Annotated in this window: 13 protein-coding genes; 8 read left to right on the top strand and 5 right to left on the bottom strand. The window is 71.6% G+C overall.

Annotation, left to right across the window (positions count from 1 at the left end):
- Positions 1 to 16: 16 nt before the first annotated feature.
- Complete coding sequence (locus ACSBPG_RS03285; protein WP_435535675.1) at positions 17 to 2,149, bottom strand: ATP-binding response regulator; 2,133 nt, start codon at positions 2,147 to 2,149, stop codon at positions 17 to 19.
- Positions 2,150 to 2,683: 534 nt separating this feature from the next.
- On the opposite strand from ACSBPG_RS03285, the gene glgX reads away from it, so the two are divergent.
- Positions 2,684 to 4,927 carry a glycogen debranching protein GlgX gene (glgX, locus tag ACSBPG_RS03280; RefSeq protein ID WP_435535674.1) on the top strand — a complete coding sequence of 748 codons (2,244 nt, stop codon included), beginning with the start codon at positions 2,684 to 2,686 and terminating at the stop codon, positions 4,925 to 4,927.
- Positions 4,928 to 4,933: 6 nt separating this feature from the next.
- Here the strand turns inward: glgX and ACSBPG_RS03275 are convergent, their stop codons facing one another.
- The gene (locus ACSBPG_RS03275) at positions 4,934 to 5,710 is read right to left on the bottom strand and encodes a glycosyltransferase family 2 protein (RefSeq protein ID WP_435535673.1); all 777 of its coding nucleotides are present in this window, start codon (positions 5,708 to 5,710) and stop codon (positions 4,934 to 4,936) included.
- A gap of 127 nt (positions 5,711 to 5,837) precedes the next feature.
- Positions 5,838 to 6,248, bottom strand: coding sequence for a MarR family transcriptional regulator (locus ACSBPG_RS03270; protein ID WP_435535672.1), 411 nt, complete (start codon positions 6,246 to 6,248; stop codon positions 5,838 to 5,840).
- 232 nt (positions 6,249 to 6,480) lie between these two features.
- On the opposite strand from ACSBPG_RS03270, the gene gpmA reads away from it, so the two are divergent.
- The 5 genes from gpmA (at position 6,481) to ACSBPG_RS03245 (ending at position 14,754) form a co-directional block, all read left to right on the top strand.
- Positions 6,481 to 7,215 carry a 2,3-diphosphoglycerate-dependent phosphoglycerate mutase gene (gene gpmA, locus ACSBPG_RS03265; RefSeq protein ID WP_435535671.1) on the top strand — a complete coding sequence of 245 codons (735 nt, stop codon included), beginning with the start codon at positions 6,481 to 6,483 and terminating at the stop codon, positions 7,213 to 7,215.
- A 58-nt stretch (positions 7,216 to 7,273) separates the two neighbouring features.
- Entirely contained in the window at positions 7,274 to 10,612 is a 3,339-nt protein-coding gene (locus ACSBPG_RS03260) for an SNF2-related protein (RefSeq protein WP_435535670.1), read from the top strand.
- Positions 10,613 to 10,710: 98 nt separating this feature from the next.
- Entirely contained in the window at positions 10,711 to 11,622 is a 912-nt protein-coding gene (gene cysD, locus ACSBPG_RS03255; protein ID WP_435535669.1) for a sulfate adenylyltransferase subunit CysD, read from the top strand.
- A complete protein-coding gene (cysN, locus tag ACSBPG_RS03250) occupies positions 11,622 to 13,580 on the top strand; it encodes a sulfate adenylyltransferase subunit CysN (RefSeq protein WP_435535668.1) in 1,959 nt (652 codons plus the stop codon). The genes cysD and cysN overlap by 1 nt, the downstream gene beginning before the upstream one ends.
- 214 nt (positions 13,581 to 13,794) lie before the next feature.
- On the top strand, positions 13,795 to 14,754 hold the full coding sequence (locus tag ACSBPG_RS03245; protein WP_435535667.1) for a glycosyltransferase family 2 protein: 960 nt from the start codon (positions 13,795 to 13,797) through the stop codon (positions 14,752 to 14,754).
- A 67-nt stretch (positions 14,755 to 14,821) separates the two neighbouring features.
- Here the strand turns inward: ACSBPG_RS03245 and ACSBPG_RS03240 are convergent, their stop codons facing one another.
- Positions 14,822 to 15,745, bottom strand: a complete 924-nt coding sequence (locus ACSBPG_RS03240) for an NAD(P)/FAD-dependent oxidoreductase (RefSeq protein ID WP_435535666.1) — start codon at positions 15,743 to 15,745, stop codon at positions 14,822 to 14,824.
- Between the two features lie 185 nt (positions 15,746 to 15,930).
- Here ACSBPG_RS03240 and ACSBPG_RS03235 point away from each other — a divergent pair, with 185 nt between their 5' ends.
- Positions 15,931 to 16,386 (top strand): Rrf2 family transcriptional regulator, encoded by a 456-nt coding sequence (locus tag ACSBPG_RS03235; protein ID WP_435535665.1) that lies wholly within the window; start codon positions 15,931 to 15,933, stop codon positions 16,384 to 16,386.
- Here the strand turns inward: ACSBPG_RS03235 and ACSBPG_RS03230 are convergent.
- Positions 16,374 to 17,207, bottom strand: coding sequence for a glycoside hydrolase family 16 protein (locus ACSBPG_RS03230; protein WP_435535664.1), 834 nt, complete (start codon positions 17,205 to 17,207; stop codon positions 16,374 to 16,376). The two genes, ACSBPG_RS03235 and ACSBPG_RS03230, sit on opposite strands and share 13 nt — an antisense overlap.
- A gap of 349 nt (positions 17,208 to 17,556) precedes the next feature.
- Here ACSBPG_RS03230 and ACSBPG_RS03225 point away from each other — a divergent pair, with 349 nt between their 5' ends.
- Positions 17,557 to 19,764 (top strand): family 16 glycosylhydrolase, encoded by a 2,208-nt coding sequence (locus ACSBPG_RS03225; RefSeq protein WP_435535663.1) that lies wholly within the window; start codon positions 17,557 to 17,559, stop codon positions 19,762 to 19,764.
- The last annotated feature ends 39 nt before the right edge of the window (positions 19,765 to 19,803 follow it).

Genomic DNA, 19,803 nt, shown 5'->3' with positions numbered 1-19,803 from the left:
CCGGCGGCCGGCCGCGTCATGCGGCCACGTGCTGCGCGCCGCGTGCGCCGGCCGCCTCCGGCGACGCGGCGAGCGCCGCCAGGGCGTCGCGCAGGAGGTCGGGTGTGAAGGGCTTGTGCAGCAGCCGGCAGCCCGTGGTCACCGCCTCGCGGATGCGCTCGGGCGCGGTGTCGCCGGTGAGGATGATCCCCGGCACCGGCCGGTTGGCGATCTCGCCCACCCGGGTCACCACCTGCACGCCGTTGAGGGCGCCGGGCAGGCGGAAATCGGTGACGATGGCGTCGGGCACGCCGTCGCCGTCCCGCACCGCCTGCACCGCCGCCGTCCCGTCGGCGGCGGCCGTCACCACATGGCCCCAGCTTTCCAGCAGGAGCTGCATGCCGGAGCGCTGCACCGGATCGTCCTCCACCACCAGGATGTGCCAGGCCACCGATGGGCGTGCCTCGGCCGCCACGGCGCTGTCGGCGGTCTCGGCGACCGGCTCGAAGGCGGCCACCGGCACGGTGATCGAGAACACCGACCCCTGGCCCGGGCGCGAGCGGACGTCCACCGTGTGGCCGAGCAGCGCCGCCTTGCGCCGCACCTTGGCCAGGCCGAGGCCGAGGCCGCGGCTGCGGTCGCGCTCCGGATTGCCGAGCTGCACGAAGTCCTCGAAGATGGTGTCGAGATGCTCGGCCGCGATGCCGGGGCCGGTGTCCCACACCTCGATGCGCAGCCACTGGCCGCGCGGCCGGCAGCCGATGAGGATGCAGCCGCTGGCGGTGTAGACGACGGCGTTGCGGACGAGGTCGCGCAGCATGCGGGTGAGCAGCGCGGGGTCGCTGCGCACCACCGCGGCGGTGGGATGGACGCGCAGCTCCAGCCCCTTGGCGTCGGCCATCTTGCGGAACTCGGCGGCGACCGTCTCCATGACCTGGCTGACCGCCACCGCCGCGATGGTCGGCTTCACCACGCCGGCGTCGAGGGTGGCGACCTCGAGCAGGGAATGGAGCAGCGTCTCCCCGCTGTCGAGCGCCGCCCCCATCTTGTCGGCGATGGCGCGGTCGCGCGGGTCCTTCAGCCGCGCGTCCAACAGATGGTGGAACAGCCGCAGCGCCTGGAAGGGCTGCCGCAGATCATGGTTGGCGGCCGACAGGAAGCGCGCCTTGGCCTGGTTCGCCCGCTCCTTCTCGGCCAGCGCCGCGACGAGCTGCTGGTTGAGGGCGCTGAGGTCGGCGGTGCGCTCGCCGACCCGCCGTTCCAGGCGGGTGTTGGCGTCGGCCAGGGCCCGCATCGCCGCCTCCTCCCGCCGCAGGCTGCGCCAGCCGACGGCCGCCAGCCCCAGCAGCGCCAGCAGGCCGACGGCGGCGACCGCGAGCCCGCGCTCCAGACGGTCCCGCCAGGGGGCGAGGACGTCGGTGCGCGGCTCCAGCACGCCGGCGAACAGCGGCAGCCCGGCCAGCGTCCGCACGGCGCGCACGCTGGCGTCGTCGCTGGCCGGCCAGCGGTCCGGCCCGGTGCCGGCGAGCCGTTCGCCGGAGAGCCGGTAGAGACCCGCCTGCGGCCCGCCACCGGCGCCGGCGGCGCCCAGGGCGTCGAGCACCGCCGACAGCGACGCCGGCGGCACCACGGCGACGACCGCGCCGCGGGGCTGCCCGTCGCCTCCCCGCAGCGGCCGGGCGAAAACCACCGTCGCGGCACCGTCGACCCGCGCCGCCAGCACCGGCGGCCCGGCGCCGCCGCCGGTCCCGGCGGGGCCGCCGGCGAGCAGCGCCGCCGCATCCGCCATCGTGACGTCGGGACCGAAGACGGCGCGCCCCTTGGCGTCGAGCACCGCCACGGCGCCCTCCGGCGCGGCGAACGCCTCGCCCAGCGCCTGCCCCGACGCCCCGCCGCCGGCCAGGGCGGCGGGATCGAGGCCGTCAAGCCGATGCGCCACGCGGTCCAGCAGCAGCCGGCGCGGCTCCATGACGGTGCGGCCGTGCCCGGCCAGCACCTCGGCCGCCCGTGCGAGGTCGCGGCCGGCGCGCTCCAAGGTGTCGCGGCGGTCCAGCAGCGTGACGGCGCTCCAGGAAACGCCGCCGAAGGCGCTCACCGTGACGACGATCACCAGCAGGGCCGTGCGCGGGCACAGGGAGGGAAGAAGGGAGCGCACCAGGGAGCGGAACATGAAACGGCCGGCGTCAAGGCGGAAGGGGATGGACGGAAGCCGATGCGGCGGCTCGCTGGACGGACTCGCCGCGCCCCGCGGCCGCCCAGACCCCACCGGCGGTTCCCGTGACGGCCGTTTCCGGAACGACCGTTGCCGGAACGACCGGCGCCGTGACGGCGTGTGTCACGGCGCCGGCACGGGGAGTCCCGGTGGACACCGGCGGTGTCATTCTGTTGCGCATTCCAACCCGTCCAAACAGGAAGAAGCCGGCCCGCCGCATCTGTCCGATCCCGCGCAAATTGTCGGCAACAGGAGCCGAATCATCCATCCGACAGGGTTCTTTCCGGCCTTCATTTATCCTTTTTTGATGGAGGCGATGATAACATGCGCATTGTTGGGATTCGACCTGTCTTGACGACTATGACCATCCTCATAAAGCCGCCAACACCAAAGAACAGGGCGGGTAAAACCATGAAACCGCGGATCGACCGGGCGGAATTCCCGTTGTTGGGTGGCACCGCCCGCAGATTTCCCCAGCGCCGAGGATCATCCGTGATCGAACGTCCCCGCGGCCCCCGCACTCCCGCCGTCGCACGCCGGTCCCGCGTTCAGGAGGGACTCCCCTATCCGCTGGGCGCCACCTGGGACGGGCTGGGGGTCAACTTCGCCCTGTTCTCGGCCAACGCCACGAAGGTGGAGCTGTGCCTGTTCGACCGCGAGGGCCGGCGCGAACTGGAGCGCATCGAACTGCCGGAGTACACCGACGAGGTGTGGCACGGCTATCTGCCCGACGCCCGGCCGGGCACCGTCTACGGCTACCGCGTGCACGGCCCCTACGAGCCCAAGGCCGGCCACCGCTTCAACCCGAACAAGCTGCTGATCGACCCCTACGCCAAGCATCTTCTCGGCCCGCTGCGCTGGTCGGACGCCCATTTCGGCTACCGCGTCGGCTCGAACCGGGCCGACCTGTCCTTCGACCGCCGGGATTCCGCCGCCGGCATGCCCAAGTGCGTGGTCGTCGATTCCGCCTTCACCTGGGGCCACGACCGCCACCCCTGCACCCCCTGGGAGCGCACCGTCCTCTACGAGACGCACGTCCGCGGCTACACCATGCGCCACCCGGAGGTGCCGCCGCAGGACCGCGGCACCTTCGCCGGGCTGGCGGCGCAGCCGGTGGTGGACTACGTCCGCTCGCTGGGGGTCACGGCGGTGGAGCTGCTGCCCGTCCACGCCTTCGTCGACGACCGCTATCTCCTGGAGAAGGGGCTGCGCAATTACTGGGGCTACAACACCATCGCCTTCTTCGCCCCCGATCCCCGCTACATGGCGATGGGCAGCATCGCCGAGTTCAAGGAGATGGTGGCGCGCTACCACGACGCCGGCATCGAGGTGATCCTCGACGTCGTCTACAACCACACCGCCGAGGGCAACGAGATGGGGCCGACCCTCTCGTTCAAGGGCATCGACAACGCCAGCTACTACCGGCTGGCGCCGGACCCGCGCTACTACATCAACGACACCGGCACCGGCAACACGCTGAACCTCAGCCACCCGCGGGTGCTGCAGATGGTGACGGACAGCTTGCGCTACTGGGTCGAGGACATGCACGTCGACGGCTTCCGTTTCGACCTCGCCACCATCCTCGGGCGCGAGCCCCACGGCTTCGACCAGGGCGGCGGCTTCCTCGATTCCTGCCGCCAGGATCCGGTGCTGTCGCGCGTCAAGCTGATCGCCGAGCCCTGGGACTGCGGCCCCGGCGGCTACCAGGTCGGCGGCTTCCCGCCGGGCTGGGCGGAGTGGAACGACCGCTACCGCGACACGGTGCGCGCCTACTGGAAGGGCGACGAGGCCAAGCTGCCGGAGCTGGCGACCCGGATGACCGCGTCGGCCGACCTGTTCGCCCGGCGCGGCCGGCGGCCCTGGGCCTCGGTGAACTTCGTCACCGCCCACGACGGCTTCACCCTGGCCGACCTCGTGTCCTACAACGACAAGCACAACGCGGCCAACGGCGAGGGCAACAACGACGGCCATTCCCACAACCTGTCCTGGAACCACGGTGCCGAGGGCCCGACCGACGATCCGGAGATCAAGGCGCTGCGCCTGCAGCAGATGCGCAACATGCTGGCGACGCTGCTCTTCTCGCAGGGCACGCCGATGCTGCTGGCGGGCGACGAGTTCGCCCGCAGCCAGGACGGCAACAACAACGCCTACTGCCAGGACAACGAGATCTCGTGGATCGACTGGGAGGCGATCGACGACGACGGCCGCGCCCTGACCGACTTCGTGCGCCGCCTGCTGACCCTGCGCCAGAGCCATCCGCTGCTGCGGCGCGGCCGCTTCCTGGTGGGCGCCTTCAACCCCGAGCTCGAGGTCAAGGACGTCACCTGGATCACCCCCGCCGGCGAGGAGAAGACCACCGAGCAGTGGCAGGACCCGCTGGCGCGCTGCCTCGGCATGCTGCTGGACGGCCGCGCCCAGGCGACCGGCATCAAGAAGCGGGCGTCCGACGCGACCTTGCTGCTGATCGTCAATTCCCACCACGACGTGGTGCCCTTCACCCTGCCGGCGGTGGTGGGGGGAACCCGCTGGCTGCGCCTGGTCGACACCGCCGAACCCGACCGGATCGAGCTGTCGACCGGCCGCAGCGGCGACGAGCTGCCCGTCCCGGGACGGTCGCTGCTGCTGTTCGAGCTGATGCCCGACCGCCGCAACGAGGCGGGGCTGCGCTCGACCGCCCGGGCGCTGCGCGACACGGCCGAGGCCGTGGCCGGCCGCGCCGACGCGCCGGTCAAGTAGAGCCTCTCAGGGAGACGGGGGATACTTCTCGGCCAGGCGGGCCAGGTTGCGGCGGCGGAACTCGGCGCGGGTGCCCTCGTCGAGACGGTTGATCGACTGGCTGCCGTGGTGCAGGACGTAGGTGTTGAGCGCCAGGGCGAGGCCGAAGCCGGCGCGCGCCAAGCGGCGGCAGTAGTCGTCGTCGTCCCCGCCCATGACGAACGCCTCGTCCAGCAGGCCGACCCGCGCCACCGCCTCCCGGCGCAGGCCGACGCAGAAGAAGGCCAGCATGCCACGGATGCCGATGCCCGGCGGGTCGGCGTTCCGCGACACCAGGGCGTCCATGGCGGCGAGGTCGTGGCGGTCGACGTCCGGCGCGGCGGGCAGCGTCGCGACGCCCATCTCGGTCCGCACCCGGTCGTAGCACTGCCAGTCGTTGGGGTTGGAGTTCAGCGGGCCGATGGCGCCGACGTCCGGGTTGGCGTCCAGCAGGCCGCCCAGCCGCTCCAGCCAGCGCCTGGGCAGCTCGATGTCGTCGTTGAGGAAGAAGATCCGGTCGAAATCGTCGCCGGCCAGGCGGATGCCCTGGTTGATGCCGCCGGCCCACCAGCGGTTGGTGCCGTTGCGCACCACGGTCGCGGTGGGCGGCAGCTGGCGGTACAGGTCCGGCGTCGCGTCGCCGGAGGCGTTGTCCACCAGGAACAGGTGGTAGGGCGCGCTGGTGTTGTTGAAGATGGATTCCAGACAGCGGACCAGCGTGCCGCAATTGTTGTGCGTCACGCAGACGAGCGCGCTCCGTCCCACAGCCCCATCCCTTCGACCGCGATGATCCTCCGGACAGGGTACCGCAAAAGCGGTGGCGGCGTCAGCGGGGTCGCTGCGGGGGCGACCCCGGAGCCGTCCGGACAGGCCGGCGGCCGCGCACTGCCGGTCACGCCGCCCGGCTGACGCCGATCTCCGGGTTGAGGCGGAAGGTGATGGCCCGGCCGAGCTTCGATTCCCGCAGCAGGATCTGCTTGTTCTCCAGAAGCTTGATGGCACGGTTCACGTTGGGCCGCTGCATGCCCAGGGCGTCGGCCAGCTCGGACTGCAGGACGGGGACCGAACGGTCGAAATGGAGCCGACGGCTGAGATAGGTGAAGACGCGGAGCGCTTCGAGCGTGATTTCCCGGTCGGTGGACACGGCCCTGGAGATGTGGTCATGATGATGCATGGCGACCTCGGTGCGCAGGTTGATCGAATCTCGGTCGGGAGACGCGGTGCAGGTCGGGAACGCCCCGGAGCGCGCGGCGACACGCCCCTTCTCATGCCGTCGGTCGGAACCGTGCAGGTCCAATGGCATCGTCTTCCCCTCCCTTTGCGACTCGGCGGTTGTTCCGCCGAACCGGCTAACCCTGCGGAAAGCCTAGAGCGCAAATGTTATCCGGATATGTCTTCGTTGTTTCGACGCTGACATAAACCCGCTGCGGTGGCGCCACGCCGGTGCGCGGAACCCTCGCCGACCGCCGCCGTTGCCCGTGGCGGGAAGCGAACCGGCCGGCCGGCGGCCCGCCGGTCGAGGAAGGAGGATCGTCATGCACCGTCTCGTCCTGCTGCGGCACGGCCAGAGCGTGTGGAACCGCGAGGACCGGTTCACCGGCTGGACCGACGTCGACCTGACCGAACAGGGGGTGGCCGACACCCGGACCGCCGCCGGCATCCTCAAGGACGCCGGGTTCGACTTCGACGTCGCCTTCACCTCGGTGCTGACCCGGGCCATCAAGACGCTGCACCTGCTGCTGGAGGACATGGACCGGCTGTGGCTGCCGGTGCACAAGCACTGGCGCCTCAACGAACGGCACTACGGCGCCCTGCAGGGCCTCAACAAGGCCGAGACGGCGGCGCGCCACGGCGCCGACCAGGTCTTCCTGTGGCGGCGGAGCTGGGACGTGCCGCCGCCGCCGGTCGCCCCGGAGGATCCCGTCTCCGCCCTCGACGACCGCCGCTACGCCGGCCTCGCCGCCGCCCAGAAGCCGCGCGGCGAGAGCCTCAAGGACACGACCGAGCGCGTCGTCCCCTATTGGCACGAGGGCATCGTCCCGGCGCTGCGGCTGGGCGCGCGGGTGGTCGTGTCGGCCCACGGCAACAGCCTGCGCGGCCTGGTGAAGTACCTGGACGACGTGGCGGACCGGGACATCCCGCTGTTCGAGATCCCGACGAGCCGTCCGCTGGTCTACGAGCTGGGCGAGGACTTGCGGCCGTTGCGCCGCTACTTCCTCGGCGACGGGGGCACCGTCGAACCCATCGAGTGGAGCAAGCCGGCGCCTTGAGGCGGAGGGCGTGGTCGGCTAAGACGGGGCGATGCCTCAACGCTTCTCCGGCGGTGCCATGCTTCCATTCACCGAGGCCGACGTCCGCCGATACTTCGGTGACCGGACCTTCGCCAAGGGTCGCGACTACCAGCGCGGCCGTCGGGTCCTCAGCGCGTTCCTGTCCGACGACGGCAGCGCCGTCGACGGGTCGGTGCGGGGGTCGGAGCGCGTGCCCTACGGCGTGACGGTGCATCTGGACGGCCTGGGCACGCGGCGCGGACCGACGTTCGAAGGCGACTGCACCTGCTTCCTCGGCGGCTACTGCAAGCACATGGCGGCGGTGCTGCTGGAACTGCTCGCCCGCGACGCCGCGGTCCCCGCCGCCGCGCCGGGAGTCGACCCGGCGCTCGGCCGCTGGCTCGCGTCCCTGGAACCGACGGAGCCGGCCCCGGGCGTCGGGGCGGCACGCGCGGTCCTCTACCGGCTCGATCTGGCGCCGGACGCCCGCACCGTCGCGGTGGAGGTGCTGTCGGCGTCCCTGCGCAAGGACGGGTCGCCCGGCGCCGGGACCAAGCCGATGGGATCGTCGACCCTGACCAGCGTCGTCAGCGGCTACGGCGCGCCGCAGTACGTCGACGCCGCCGATACGGAGATCCTGCGCTTCCTGTGGGCGACGCGGAGCGGCCGCGCCGGTCACGTCGGCCACGTCGGCCACGTCGGCGCCGGCTTCGCGCTGCAGGGAGCCTTCGCCGCCAGCGTGCTGGACGCCATCGTGACGACCGGCCGCGCCCACTGGCGCACGCCCCACGGGCCGGCCCTGCGGCGCGGTCCGCCGCGGCGCGCCGAAGGCCGCTGGGACCCCGCCGCCGACGGCACCCAGAGCTTCGCGTTCGCCGTCGACGGCGAGGCCGTCGTGCTGCCGCTGGCGCCGCCCTGGTACGTCGCCGCCGACGGCACCTGCGGCCCGCTGGCGACCGGTCTCGACGACCGCGCGGCCCATCTCCTGGCCACCGCGCCGACCGTCTCGGCCGAAGCCGCCGCCAGGGTCCGCGCCGCGCTCGCCACCCGCCTGCCCGACCGCGCCGACCTGCTGCCGTCCACCTTCGAGGAGACGGTGCGCCGCGCAGTGCGGCCGCGGCCGATGCTGCACCTGTGGATCCAGGCCTGGGACGACGCGCTGGACGCCTTCGACCTCGACGACGAGCCGATCGAGGCGGTCCACGGCCGCCTCAGCTTCGACTATGACGGGCAGACGGTCGACGCCGGCGATCCGCGCGGCGAGCTGCGCCGCACCGAGGCCGGGCGCTTCGTGGTGATTCCCCGGCGTCCCGACCTCGAGGCCGCGGCGGCGGAGCGGCTCGCCGGCCTCGGCTTCCTGGAAACGGCGGACGGGGGCGTCCTCGTCCTGGCGCCGGACGACGATGCGGACGCCGCCGTGGGCGATCCGGGACAGGAACTGCTGGCGTTTCTCCACCGCACCGCCCCGTCGCTGACGGCCGAGGGCTGGACCGTCGCGTTCCTCGACGGCACCCTGCCCGACTTCGCCGAGCCCGAGGGCTGGACCGCCGAGGTCGAGGAGCCGTCGGGCGTCGACTGGTTCGGCCTGTCGCTCGGCGTCGTCGTCGACGGGCAGCGGATCGACCTGCTGCCCATGCTTCTGCCCGTGCTGCGGACACTGCCCGACGGCATCGCTCCCGAATCCATCGGCGGCCGCGAGCCGGACGCCACCCTGTTCCTGCCGATGCCCGACGGTCGCATCCTGCCGATGCCGGCGGGCCGCCTCGGCACGGTCGTTCGCACCCTCTACGAGCTCTATCGTGTCGGCGCGATCGACGACGACGGGCAGATCCGCCTCTCGGCGGCCCAGAGCGCCGAGCTTGCCGAGATCGAGGCGGCCACCGCCGCCGCCGGCCTGCGCTGGATGGGCGGCGAGCGGCTGCGGCAGATCGGCGCGAAGCTGCGCGACTTCGCCGGCATCGCGCCGGTGCCGCCGCCGGCCGGCCTGGCGGCGAGCCTGCGCCCCTATCAGTCCGCCGGGCTGAGCTGGATGCAGTTCCTGCGCGAATATGGCCTGGGCGGCGTGCTCGCCGACGACATGGGGCTGGGCAAGACCGTGCAGGCGCTCGCCCACGCGCTGACGGAGAAGGAGGCCGGGCGCCTCGACCGCCCCTGTCTCGTCGTCGCGCCGACCAGCCTGATGGCCAACTGGAAGGCCGAGGCGGCGCGCTTCGCGCCGGGCCTGCGCACCCTCGTCCTGCACGGCGCCGGCCGCAAGGCCGGCCACGAACGCCTGGACGAGCACGACCTCGTGCTGACCACCTATCCGTTGCTGCCGCGTGATAGGGACGTGCTGCTGGCGCAGGAGTGGCACCTGCTGATCCTCGACGAGGCGCAGGCGATCAAGAACCCGCAGGCCCAGCTCAGCCGGGTGGCCGTGCAGCTGCGCGCACGGCACCGCCTGTGCCTGACCGGAACACCGCTGGAGAACAACCTCGCCGAGCTGTGGTCGTTGTTCCACTTCCTGATGCCCGGCCTGCTGGGTGACCAGCGCGGTTTCCAGACCACCTTCCGCACCCCGATCGAAAAGAAGGGCGACGCCGTCCGCGGCCGCCTGCTGGCACGCCGCGTGCGCCCCTTCCTGCTCCGGCGGACGAAGGAGCAGGTCGCGGCGGACCTGCCGCCGAAGACTGAGATCGTCGAGTGGGTCGAGCTGGAAGGGGCGCAGCGGGATCTCTACGAGACCATCCGCCTGGCGATGGACGCGAAGGTGCGCGCCGAGGTGTCGAAGAAAGGCCTCGCGCGCAGCCACATCGTCATTCTGGAGGCGCTGCTGAAGCTGCGCCAGGTGTGCTGCGATCCCCGGCTGGTGAAGCTCTCCGGGGCCGGCAAGGCCAGGACGTCGGCGAAGCTGGCGCGGCTCCTGGAGATGGTGCCGGAGATGGCGGCCGAAGGGCGGCGCATCCTGCTGTTCTCGCAATTCACCTCGATGCTGGACCTGATCGCGCCGGAACTGGAGCGCCTGCGCATCCCGTTCGTCACGCTCACCGGCCAGACGCGGAACCGTGAGGCCCCGATCACCCGCTTCCAGGCGGGCGAGGTGCCGCTGTTCCTGATCAGCCCGAAGGCCGGCGGCACCGGCCTCAACCTGACCGCCGCCGACACGGTGATCCACTACGATCCCTGGTGGAATCCGGCGGTGGAGCGCCAAGCCACCGACCGCGCCCACCGCATCGGCCAGGACAAGCCGGTGTTCGTCCACAAGCTGGTGAGCGTCGGCACGGTGGAGGAGGCGATCCTCGACCTCCAGGCCCGCAAGCAGGCGCTGGCCGACGCCCTGTTCGACCCCGACGCCCGCGATGCCGCGGCGCTCACCCCCGACGACCTGGAGGCCCTATTTCGCCCGATAGCAATGTGAATTTATCCCGGTGCGCTGCGGTATTTTATCGCTCGCCTTTGTTATTTCCCCGTGATACACACCTCGGACGCAATGCGACCCGGTATCCGAGTAGATCCATGCCCGATCCCGCACGCCTGAGCCATCTGCAGCGCCTTGAGGCGGAGAGCATCCACATCATGCGCGAGGTGGCGGCGCAGTTCCGCAACCCGGTGATGCTCTATTCCATCGGCAAGGACAGCGCGGTCATGCTGCACCTCGCCATGAAGGCGTTCTTCCCGTCCAAGCCGCCGTTTCCGCTGCTCCACGTCGACACGACCTGGAAGTTCCGCGAGATGATCGCGTTCCGCGACCGGCGCGCCCGCGAGCTCGGCCTGGAGCTGATCGTCCACGTCAACCAGGACGGCCTGGCCCAGGGCATCGGCCCGTTCACCCACGGCTCCGCCGTCCACACCGACGTCATGAAGACCCAGGCGCTGCGCCAGGCGCTGGACCGCTTCGGCTTCGACGCCGCCTTCGGCGGGGCCCGGCGCGACGAGGAGAAGAGCCGCGCCAAGGAGCGCATCTTCTCCTTCCGCTCCGCCAGCCACCGCTGGGACCCCAAGAACCAGCGCCCGGAGCTGTGGAACCTCTACCAGGGCCGCATCCACAAGGGCGAGAGCATCCGCGTCTTCCCGCTCTCCAACTGGACCGAGCAGGACATCTGGCAGTACATCTACCTCGAGGACATTCCCGTGGTGCCGCTCTACTTCGCCAAGCCGCGGCCGGTCGTCGAGCGCGACGGCACCCTGATCATGGTCGACGACGAGCGCATGCCGCTCGCCCCCGGCGAGGAGCCGCAGATGCGCTGGGTGCGCTTCCGCACGCTGGGCTGCTATCCCCTGACCGGCGCGGTGGAGAGCCGCGCCGCCAGCCTGCCCGAGATCATCCGCGAGATGCTGCTGTCGCGCACCTCCGAGCGCCAGGGCCGGGTCATCGACCACGACCAGTCCGCCTCCATGGAGCGCAAGAAGCAGGAAGGATACTTCTGATGCCCGGCGATCGTCACGGGGACCAGCGTCACGGGGACCAGCGTCACGGGGACCGGCTTCACGGGGACCAGCGCGAGAGCGCCACGGCCGAGGTGGTGGCGTACCTGCGCGAGCAGGAGAACAAGGACCTGCTGCGCTTCATCACCTGCGGCTCGGTCGACGACGGCAAGAGCACGCTGATCGGCCGCCTGCTGCTCGACGCCAAGCAGATCTTCGAGGACCAGCTCGCCGCGCTCGACCGCGACAGCGCGCGCTGGGGCACCACCGGCGGCGCCCTCGACCTGGCGCTGCTCACCGACGGCCTGCAGGCCGAGCGCGAGCAGGGCATCACCATCGACGTCGCCTACCGCTTCTTCGCCACCGACCGGCGCAAGTTCATCGTCGCCGACACCCCCGGCCACGAGCAGTACACCCGCAACATGGCCACCGGCGCCTCCACCGCCGACCTCGCCGTGCTGCTGGTCGACGCCCGCAAGGGCGTGCTCACCCAGACCCGGCGCCACAGCTACATCGTCTCGCTGCTGGGCATCCGCCACGTCGTGCTGGCGGTCAACAAGATGGACCTGGTCGGCTACGACCAGGCCCGCTTCGCCGCGATCGCCGCCGACTACCAGGCCTTCGCCGAGCGCCTCGGCATCGCCCGGGTCACCTGCATCCCCATCTCCGCCCTGGCCGGCGAGAACGTCTCGGGCCCCGGCGCCGCCATGGCGTGGTGGGACGGCCCGGCGCTGCTGCCCTTCCTGGAGACGGTCGAGGTCGCCGCCGCCCGCAGCGAGGCGCCGTTCCGCCTGCCGGTGCAGTGGGTCAACCGCCCCAACCAGGACTTCCGCGGCTTCTCCGGCACCCTGGTGGCCGGCCGGGTGCGCCCGGGCGACGCGGTGGCCGTGCTGCCCTCGGCGCGCACCTCCACGGTGGCGCGCATCGTCACCATGGACGGCGATCTCGACGAGGCGGTGGCCGGCCAGGCCGTCACCCTGACCCTGGCCGACGAGATCGACGTCAGCCGCGGCGACATCCTCGCCGCCGCCGCGGCGCGGCCCGAGGTGGCCGACCAGTTCGCCGCCCACATCGTGTGGATGAACGACCACGCGCTGATGCCGGGGCGCGGCTACCTGCTGCAGTTCGGCACCCGGCTGGTCGGCGGCCAGGTCACCGAGATCAAGCACAAGGTCAACGTCAACACCCTGGAGCACACCGCGGCCAAGCGGCTGGAGCTGAACGAGGTGGGGTTCTGCAACCTGGCGCTCGACCAGGCGGTGCCGTTCGACGCCTACGCCGCCTGCCGGGAGACCGGCTCGTTCATCCTGATCGACCGGGTGACGAACGCCACGCTGGGCTGCGGCACGGTCTCCTTCGCCCTGCGGCGGGCGCAGAACATCCACTGGCAGCCGGTGGCGGTGGACAAGGCGGCGCGCGCCGCGGCCAAGGGGCAGAGGCCGTGCGTGCTGTGGTTCACCGGCCTGTCCGGGGCGGGCAAGTCGACGGTGGCCAACCTGGTGGAGCAGCGCCTGCACCGCCAGGGCTTCCACACCTACATGCTCGACGGCGACAACGTGCGCCACGGCCTGAACAAGGACCTCGGCTTCACCGAGGAGGACCGGGTGGAGAACATCCGCCGCGTCGCGGAGACGGCCAAGCTGTTCGTCGACGCCGGGCTGATCGTCCTGGTGTCGTTCATCTCGCCGTTCCGCGAGGAGCGGCGGATGGCCCGCGCGCTGGTCGAGCAGGGGGAGTTCCTGGAGGTGTTCGTCGACGCGCCGCTGGAGGTGTGCGAGCGGCGCGATCCCAAGGGCCTCTACGCCAAGGCGCGCGCCGGCGCCATCGCCAACTTCACCGGCATCTCCTCCCCCTACGAGCCCCCCGAGGCCCCGGAGCTCACCCTCGCCGCCGGAAACCACGACCCGGAGACCCTCGCCGCACAGGTCGTCGACGCCCTCAAGGCACGCGGCATCGTCTAAACCCGGCGGACACGGTGCGGACCAGCCACGGGCTTCGCGGTCCTGGTCCACACCTCCACCCCGCCGGCGTGGCCTCATCCCACCTTGCGAGCGGCCATGCCGCAGGGGGATGGAAGCGCTCGAAAGGCGTACGTCCCTCCCCCTCTGCCCGGGTTGAGGCGGCGGCAACCCTGGGTCATTGTGGCAGCGCAGCGAAACCGACGGCAGCCCCACCATGACACTCCCCGACGCCGGATGCCGCGTGGCGGTGTGCATCCTGACGTTCCGCCGCCCCAAGGGGCTGCAGCGTCTGCTCGACGCCCTGGAGCGGCTGAGCTTCGCCGCCGGACCGCCACCGGACCTCGCCGTCACCGTGATCGACAACAGCCCGGAAGGAACGGCGGCCGACCAGGTCGCCCGGGTGCGCGGGCGCGGCCGGCTGGCCCTCGACTACGTGCACGAGCCGCGCCGCGGCATCGCCTGCGCCCGCAACACGGCCGTCGAGCACGCCGCGCACCGCTGCGACTTCGTCGCCTTCATCGACGACGACGAGGAGCCGGAGCCGCAGTGGCTCGACCAGCTGCTGGCGGTGCAGCGACGCAGCGGCGCCGACGTGGTGACCGGGCCGGTGCTGGCCCGCTTCGCCGGACCGGTGCCGCCCTGGATCGCGGACGGCAAGTTCTTCGACCGCCCGCGCCACGGCGACGGTGAGCGGATCGCCTACGCGCGGACCGGCAACGTCCTGATCGGCGCCCACCTCTTCGTGTCGGCCGGGCTGCGCTTCGACGAAGCGCTGTCGCTCGTCGGCGGCGAGGACAGCCTGCTGTTCCGCCAGGCGGTAGCCCGCGGCTTCACCATCGTCTGGGCCGACCACGCGGTGGTCCACGAATGGGTGCCGCCGACGCGCGCCAACCCGGCGTGGCTGGTGAAGCGCTGGTACCGGACCGGGCGCACCGAGGCGATGCTCTACCGCAAGCAGAACCCCTCCCGTCTCGCCCCCCTGAAGACGGTGGCACGGGGCGCCGCGCGGGTCGTCGCCGGCAGCGGCCTGCTCGCCGTCAGCCTGCTGCCGCCCGGCCGGGGAGCGCGGGTGCGGGCGCTGCGGCGGTGCTACACCGTGTGCCGCGGCGCCGGCATGGTCGCCAGCGCCTTCATCGGCGAATACCGCGAATACGAGGTCGTCCACAGCGACTGAACACGATGTCCGGCCTCCGCCCCCCGTGGGCCGGCCCGGCAATCCCGCGAGATCCGGGCAAGCCTGCCTATGCCCCATCCCGGGGACCCGACGGGTCCGCGCCGTCCCGGAAGATCAGGGACTGGTGCGCCATGGCCCCCGCCAGGGTGCCGTCGCCGACCGCCAGCGCCACGGAACCGCCCGCCCGCGCCGCGTCGCCGCAGGCGAACACGCCGGGGACGCTGGTTTCCTTGCCCTCGCTCGTCCTGACGACGGTGCCGAGCGGACCCTGCTCGAGCGCGCAGCCGAGCTGCCCGGCCAGCGGACCCGCCGGGCGCGTGCGCGACAGGACGAACAGCCCGTCGAACGGCAGGGTGCGCCCGTCGGCAAGCCGCACGTCGGCCTTGGCACCGCCGATGTCGCGGATCCGCCCGGCCTCCACCGCGACACCGCGCCGCTCGAGCTGTGCGCACTGCCCGGAATCCGGCTCGAAGGCGCCGTTGAGGAGCAACGTCGTCCGCCCCCAGTCCGGCAGCATCAGCGCATGGTGCATCGACAGCGGCGATACGGCGACCACGCCGATGCGGCCGTTCATCAGCTCATAACCGTGGCAGTAGGGGCAATGGAAGACGAAGCGCCCCCACCGCTCGGCAAGACCGGGAACGGGAGGCAGATCGTCGGCGACCCCGGTCGCCAGCACCAGCCGCCTGGCCTCGTGCCGCCGGCCGGTCGCATCGACCACCGAGAACCCCCGCCCGCTCCGCTCGGCGTGCTCGGCGCGTCCGTCCAGCCAGGCCACCGTGCCATAGGCCATGAGCTGAGCGCGGGCGTCGGCCACGATCGCCCCCGGCGCCCGGCCGTCCTGGCCGAGAAAGCCGTGCGACGCGGCGGCGAAACGGTTGCGGCGCACCCCTTCGTCGAGCACCAGCACGCTCCGTCGCGCGCGGGCCAGCTGCAGGGCGGCGGCGAGGCCGGCGTAGCTGCCGCCCACGACGATCGCATCACGGGTCATCTTCGTCATTCCCTCCGACGGCGCGGCCGGCGGCTGCCCACACGGGCGATCCTCCCGCCATTTTCATAACATTATAAGTTACATGAAAGGGCGTGCGCAACGGGTCTCGTAACCCGTGTTGTGCCGTGACGGCGAAGATGCTACCCAGGGCCGGTCCCGCAGCGTCCGACGGAAGACCGCATCCCGTGCGCCACGACAGCCGCCTTTCCCGCATGCTCCACGTGCTCATCCACATGGACCGGCACGAGGGGGCGGCGACGTCCGAGGCCATCGCGGCGATGCTCAACACCAATCCCGTGGTCGTCCGCCGCACCATGGCGGGCCTGCGGGACAAGGGCTACGTGACGTCGGAGAAGGGGCATGGCGGCGGCTGGCGGCTGGCGCGCCCGCTGTCCCGGATCACGCTCCTGGACGTCCACCGGGCGCTGGGGGAGCCGCCGCTGTTCGCCATGGGCCTGTCGGCCGACCATCCCGACTGCCTCGTGGAGCAGGCGGTCAACGCCTCGCTGGCCGACGCCCTGCGCGCCGCGGAAGCCACCCTCCTGGCGCGTCTCGGCACGGTGACGCTGGCCGACATCGCCGCCGACTTCGACCGCCGGTTCGCGGCGGCCGGCCACACCGTCCCGCCTCAGAACCGGTAGGCGCGGGCGTAGTCGACGAGCATCCGCGCCGGAAACGCGGTGTCGGCGTCGGGCATGCCCGGCCATTTCCCGCCGACGCCGAGGTTGATCAGCAGGTACATCGGCGTGTGCATGTCGTCCGGCGTGCGGGTGCGGGCCCGTTCGCGCCCGTCGACGAACCAGGCGACGTAGTCGGGCGTCCAGGCGAGCCCGTAGGTGTGGAAGTCCTCGGCGGTGCCCGGCACCTCCGCCCGGAACGCCGCCTTCGACCGCTTGCCGCCCTCGCGGGTGTGCAGCGTCAGGTAGACGGTGGACGGCCGGTCGCCGAGAACCTCCATGACGTCGATCTCCGGCGGCCAGCCGCGCTTCACCGGGCGCAGCCAGAACGCCGGCCACATCCCCTTCCCGTCGGGCAGGCGTGCCCGGACCTCGAAGTAGCCGTACTGCTGGGCGAAGGACGGCTCGGTGGTGATCAGGCCGGAGAGGTAGGTCCGCCCCTCCGTGCGTTCGCCGGCGTGCGCGCCGGCCTCCCGCGCCTCGATCGACAGGATGCCGGCGGACACGCTGAACGGGTCGAAGCCGAAGACCGCGTCGGCGGCGTCGGCCGGGTTCACGTAGTAGGTCGCCTGCCGGGCGATCACGCCCCGTCCGGAACGGGTGTCGGCGCGCCACGTCCCGCCAGTCCCGTCCCACAGGTCGAAGCCGTCGAAGTCGTCGGCGAAGGTGAGCGTCATGCGCGACGGATCCACCCGCCCGGCCGCGTCGACCGGCAGGTCCCCCGCCATTGCCGGAGCGGCGAGGAGGATGGCCAGGAAAAGGGCCTGGAGGCAGGAGCGCAGCATGGGGATTCCTCGTTCCGGACAGCCGGGATCACTGGACAGGACGAGAACTATCGCCTCCAGGGCGACCGGATCCAAAGTGCAATCATGGATCAGGACCATCGGTCCGGCTTACCACCCCCAACTCTCGTCCAACACAAGACAACAATCCAAGAAAAATACATTCAATCGCGCTGATTTATTGTGGCGAGGATCGGGGCTCGCTCGCCCCTCAGTCAAGCGGTGGCGGGCATGGCGGCGGCCGTCCGCTTTTTATCACAGCTATGTCTCGCCCTTGACCGGCTCTCTATAATTCGGGTTAATACCTCTGGACGTAGTGTCCGGCAGTTTCTTCGCGCACGTGAGATCTGCCATGGCCACCTACGACGCCGTCCTCCTCCGCTATCCGCTCAGCGCCAATTGGGTGACGACCTTCACCGGAGGAAGCGGTGCGGACCTGTTCACCGGTTCCGACGCCGCCGAGCGGTTCGTCGGCAACGGCGGCGACGACACCCTGATCGGCGGCGGCGGCGACGACGTCTACACCGGCACCGCCGCCACCACCATCGTCGAGGCGCCCGGCGGCGGCATCGACACCGTCAACACCTGGAGCCCCTACTTCCGCCTTCCCGACCACATCGAGAACCTCGCCGTCTTCGGCAACTCGTCGCGCGAGGTCTACGGCAACGGGCTGGCCAACCGCATCCAGGGCAACGACGTCGACAACCTGATCGACGGCCGCGACGGCGACGACCTGATCATCACCGCCGGCGGCAGCGACACCGTCGTGATCCGCGCCGGTGCGGGCAACGACGTCATCGCCGATTTCGCGGCGGGATCGGCAGGAAGCGACGTCGTCCTGTTCCAGGGCCTGCCGTTCCGCAGCTTCGACGCCGTCCGCGCGGCCATGTCGGAGCAGGACGGCAACGTCGTCGTCGGCCTCGGCAACGGGCAGACCCTGACCTTCGCCAACCACCGCATCGGCGATTTCGCCGCCGACGACTTCTCGTTCGCCCGGTCGGCGTCGGACTACAACCTGACGCTGACGTTTCGCGACGAATTCGACTCCCTCAGCCTGTGGAACGGCAGCACCGGCACTTGGTACGCCAGCACCCGCTCCGGCCGCGGCCTGATCGGCGACCAGGCCAGCTACTACGTCAATCCCGGCGATCCCACCGAGCCGGTCACCGACTTCAACCCGTTCCAGGTCGCCGCGGGCCAGCTCGCGATCAACGCGGTTCCCGCCGGTGTCTACGCCGGCACGGACGCCATCGAAGGCCGGACCTACCTGTCCGGCATGATCACGACGCAGCACAGCTTCTCCCAGACCTACGGCTACTTCGAGATGCGCGCGGCCCTGCCCGAGGGGCAGGGTCTGTGGCCGGCGTTCTGGCTGCGCCCGGTCGAGAACGGCTGGCCGCCGGAACTGGACGCCATGGAGATGCTGGGCGACGAGCCGACCCGCTTCCACATGACGACGCACAGCCAGGAAACCGGTGTGCACACCAGCGACACCCGGCTGATCGACATCGAGGACAGCCCCAGCGGCTACCACACCTACGGCGTGGCCTGGACGCCCACCGAGATCGTCTGGTTCGTCGACGGCATCGAGCGCGGGGCGACCCGCACGCCGGCCGACATGCACGACCCCATGTACCTCCTCGCCAACCTCGGCGTCGGCGGCAACTGGCCGGGCATGCCCGATGCCGAGACCGCCTTTCCCGCGCAGATGACGATCGACTACATCCGCGCCTACAGCATCGATCCGCCGCCGGCCGCACCCCAGCCGGTTTCCAACAGCGACCTGTCCAGCGGCGGCAGCGGTGGAAGCGGCGGCAGTTCCGGCGGTGGCGGCAGCTCCGGCGGCGGCGGAAGCAGCGGCGGGAGCAGCGGGAGCGGCGGCGGTTCGACGGGCGGTGCGACCGAGTCGGCCATCGGCGATACCGCCTTCAGCTCCGGCGTGCTGCGCCAGGCCGGGGGCGACGGCCACGACCGCTTCCTCGGCAGCGCCGCCCCGGACACGGTGTACGCCGGGGGCGGCAACGACACGGTCGAGGCCGGCGACGGGACCGACCTGCTGTACGGCAACCGGGGCGACGACCTGCTGTACGGCAACACAGGGGCGGACACCCTGTTCGGCGGCCAGGACGCCGATCTCCTGTTCGGTGGCCAGGACGCGGACGTCCTGTACGGCCAGCTGGCGAGCGACGGCGTCTATGGGAACCTCGGCGACGACACGCTGTTCGGCGGCCAGGGCGACGACCTGATGCACGGCGGCCAGGGCGAAGACCGGCTGTACGGGAACCTGGGCGACGACCGGATGATCGGCGGCCAGGGCAACGACGTGCTGCACGGCGGCGACGGGGCCGACCTCTTCATCCTCCAGCTGCGCGGCGGCGTCGACCACGTCGTCGACTTCGACCGTGCCGCCGGCGACGCCATCGGCGTCGGGCCCGGCCTGGGTTGGACGGTGGTGGACGACGGCGGCAGCGCGGCGATCCTGCTCGACGACGGCAGTCGGCTGGTGCTGGACGGGGTGCACGCCGCCGACGTCGCGGCTGACTGGTTCGTCGTCGGCTGATCCGGTGTCCGTCCGATCCGCCCGATCGGACGGGCGCCC

It is taken from the genome of Azospirillum sp. ST 5-10 (assembly GCF_051225715.1).
In the GTDB taxonomy this organism is placed as follows: domain Bacteria; phylum Pseudomonadota; class Alphaproteobacteria; order Azospirillales; family Azospirillaceae; genus Azospirillum.
This window is presented reverse-complemented; position numbering and strand designations above follow the sequence as displayed.

Excerpts from the sequence above, each read along its gene's own strand:
- ACSBPG_RS03285 (WP_435535675.1), bottom strand. The coding sequence starts at position 2,149 with ATGTTCCGCTCCCTGGTGCGCTCCCTTCTTCCCTCCCTGTGCCCGCGC.
- ACSBPG_RS03270 (WP_435535672.1), bottom strand. The coding sequence starts at position 6,248 with ATGCCATTGGACCTGCACGGTTCCGACCGACGGCATGAGAAGGGGCGT.
- gpmA (WP_435535671.1), top strand. The coding sequence starts at position 6,481 with ATGCACCGTCTCGTCCTGCTGCGGCACGGCCAGAGCGTGTGGAACCGC.
- ACSBPG_RS03260 (WP_435535670.1), top strand. The coding sequence starts at position 7,274 with ATGCTTCCATTCACCGAGGCCGACGTCCGCCGATACTTCGGTGACCGG.
- cysD (WP_435535669.1), top strand. The coding sequence starts at position 10,711 with ATGCCCGATCCCGCACGCCTGAGCCATCTGCAGCGCCTTGAGGCGGAG.
- cysN (WP_435535668.1), top strand. The coding sequence starts at position 11,622 with ATGCCCGGCGATCGTCACGGGGACCAGCGTCACGGGGACCAGCGTCAC.
- ACSBPG_RS03245 (WP_435535667.1), top strand. The coding sequence starts at position 13,795 with ATGACACTCCCCGACGCCGGATGCCGCGTGGCGGTGTGCATCCTGACG.
- ACSBPG_RS03240 (WP_435535666.1), bottom strand. The coding sequence starts at position 15,745 with ATGACCCGTGATGCGATCGTCGTGGGCGGCAGCTACGCCGGCCTCGCC.
- ACSBPG_RS03230 (WP_435535664.1), bottom strand. The coding sequence starts at position 17,207 with ATGCTGCGCTCCTGCCTCCAGGCCCTTTTCCTGGCCATCCTCCTCGCC.
- ACSBPG_RS03225 (WP_435535663.1), top strand. The coding sequence starts at position 17,557 with ATGGCCACCTACGACGCCGTCCTCCTCCGCTATCCGCTCAGCGCCAAT.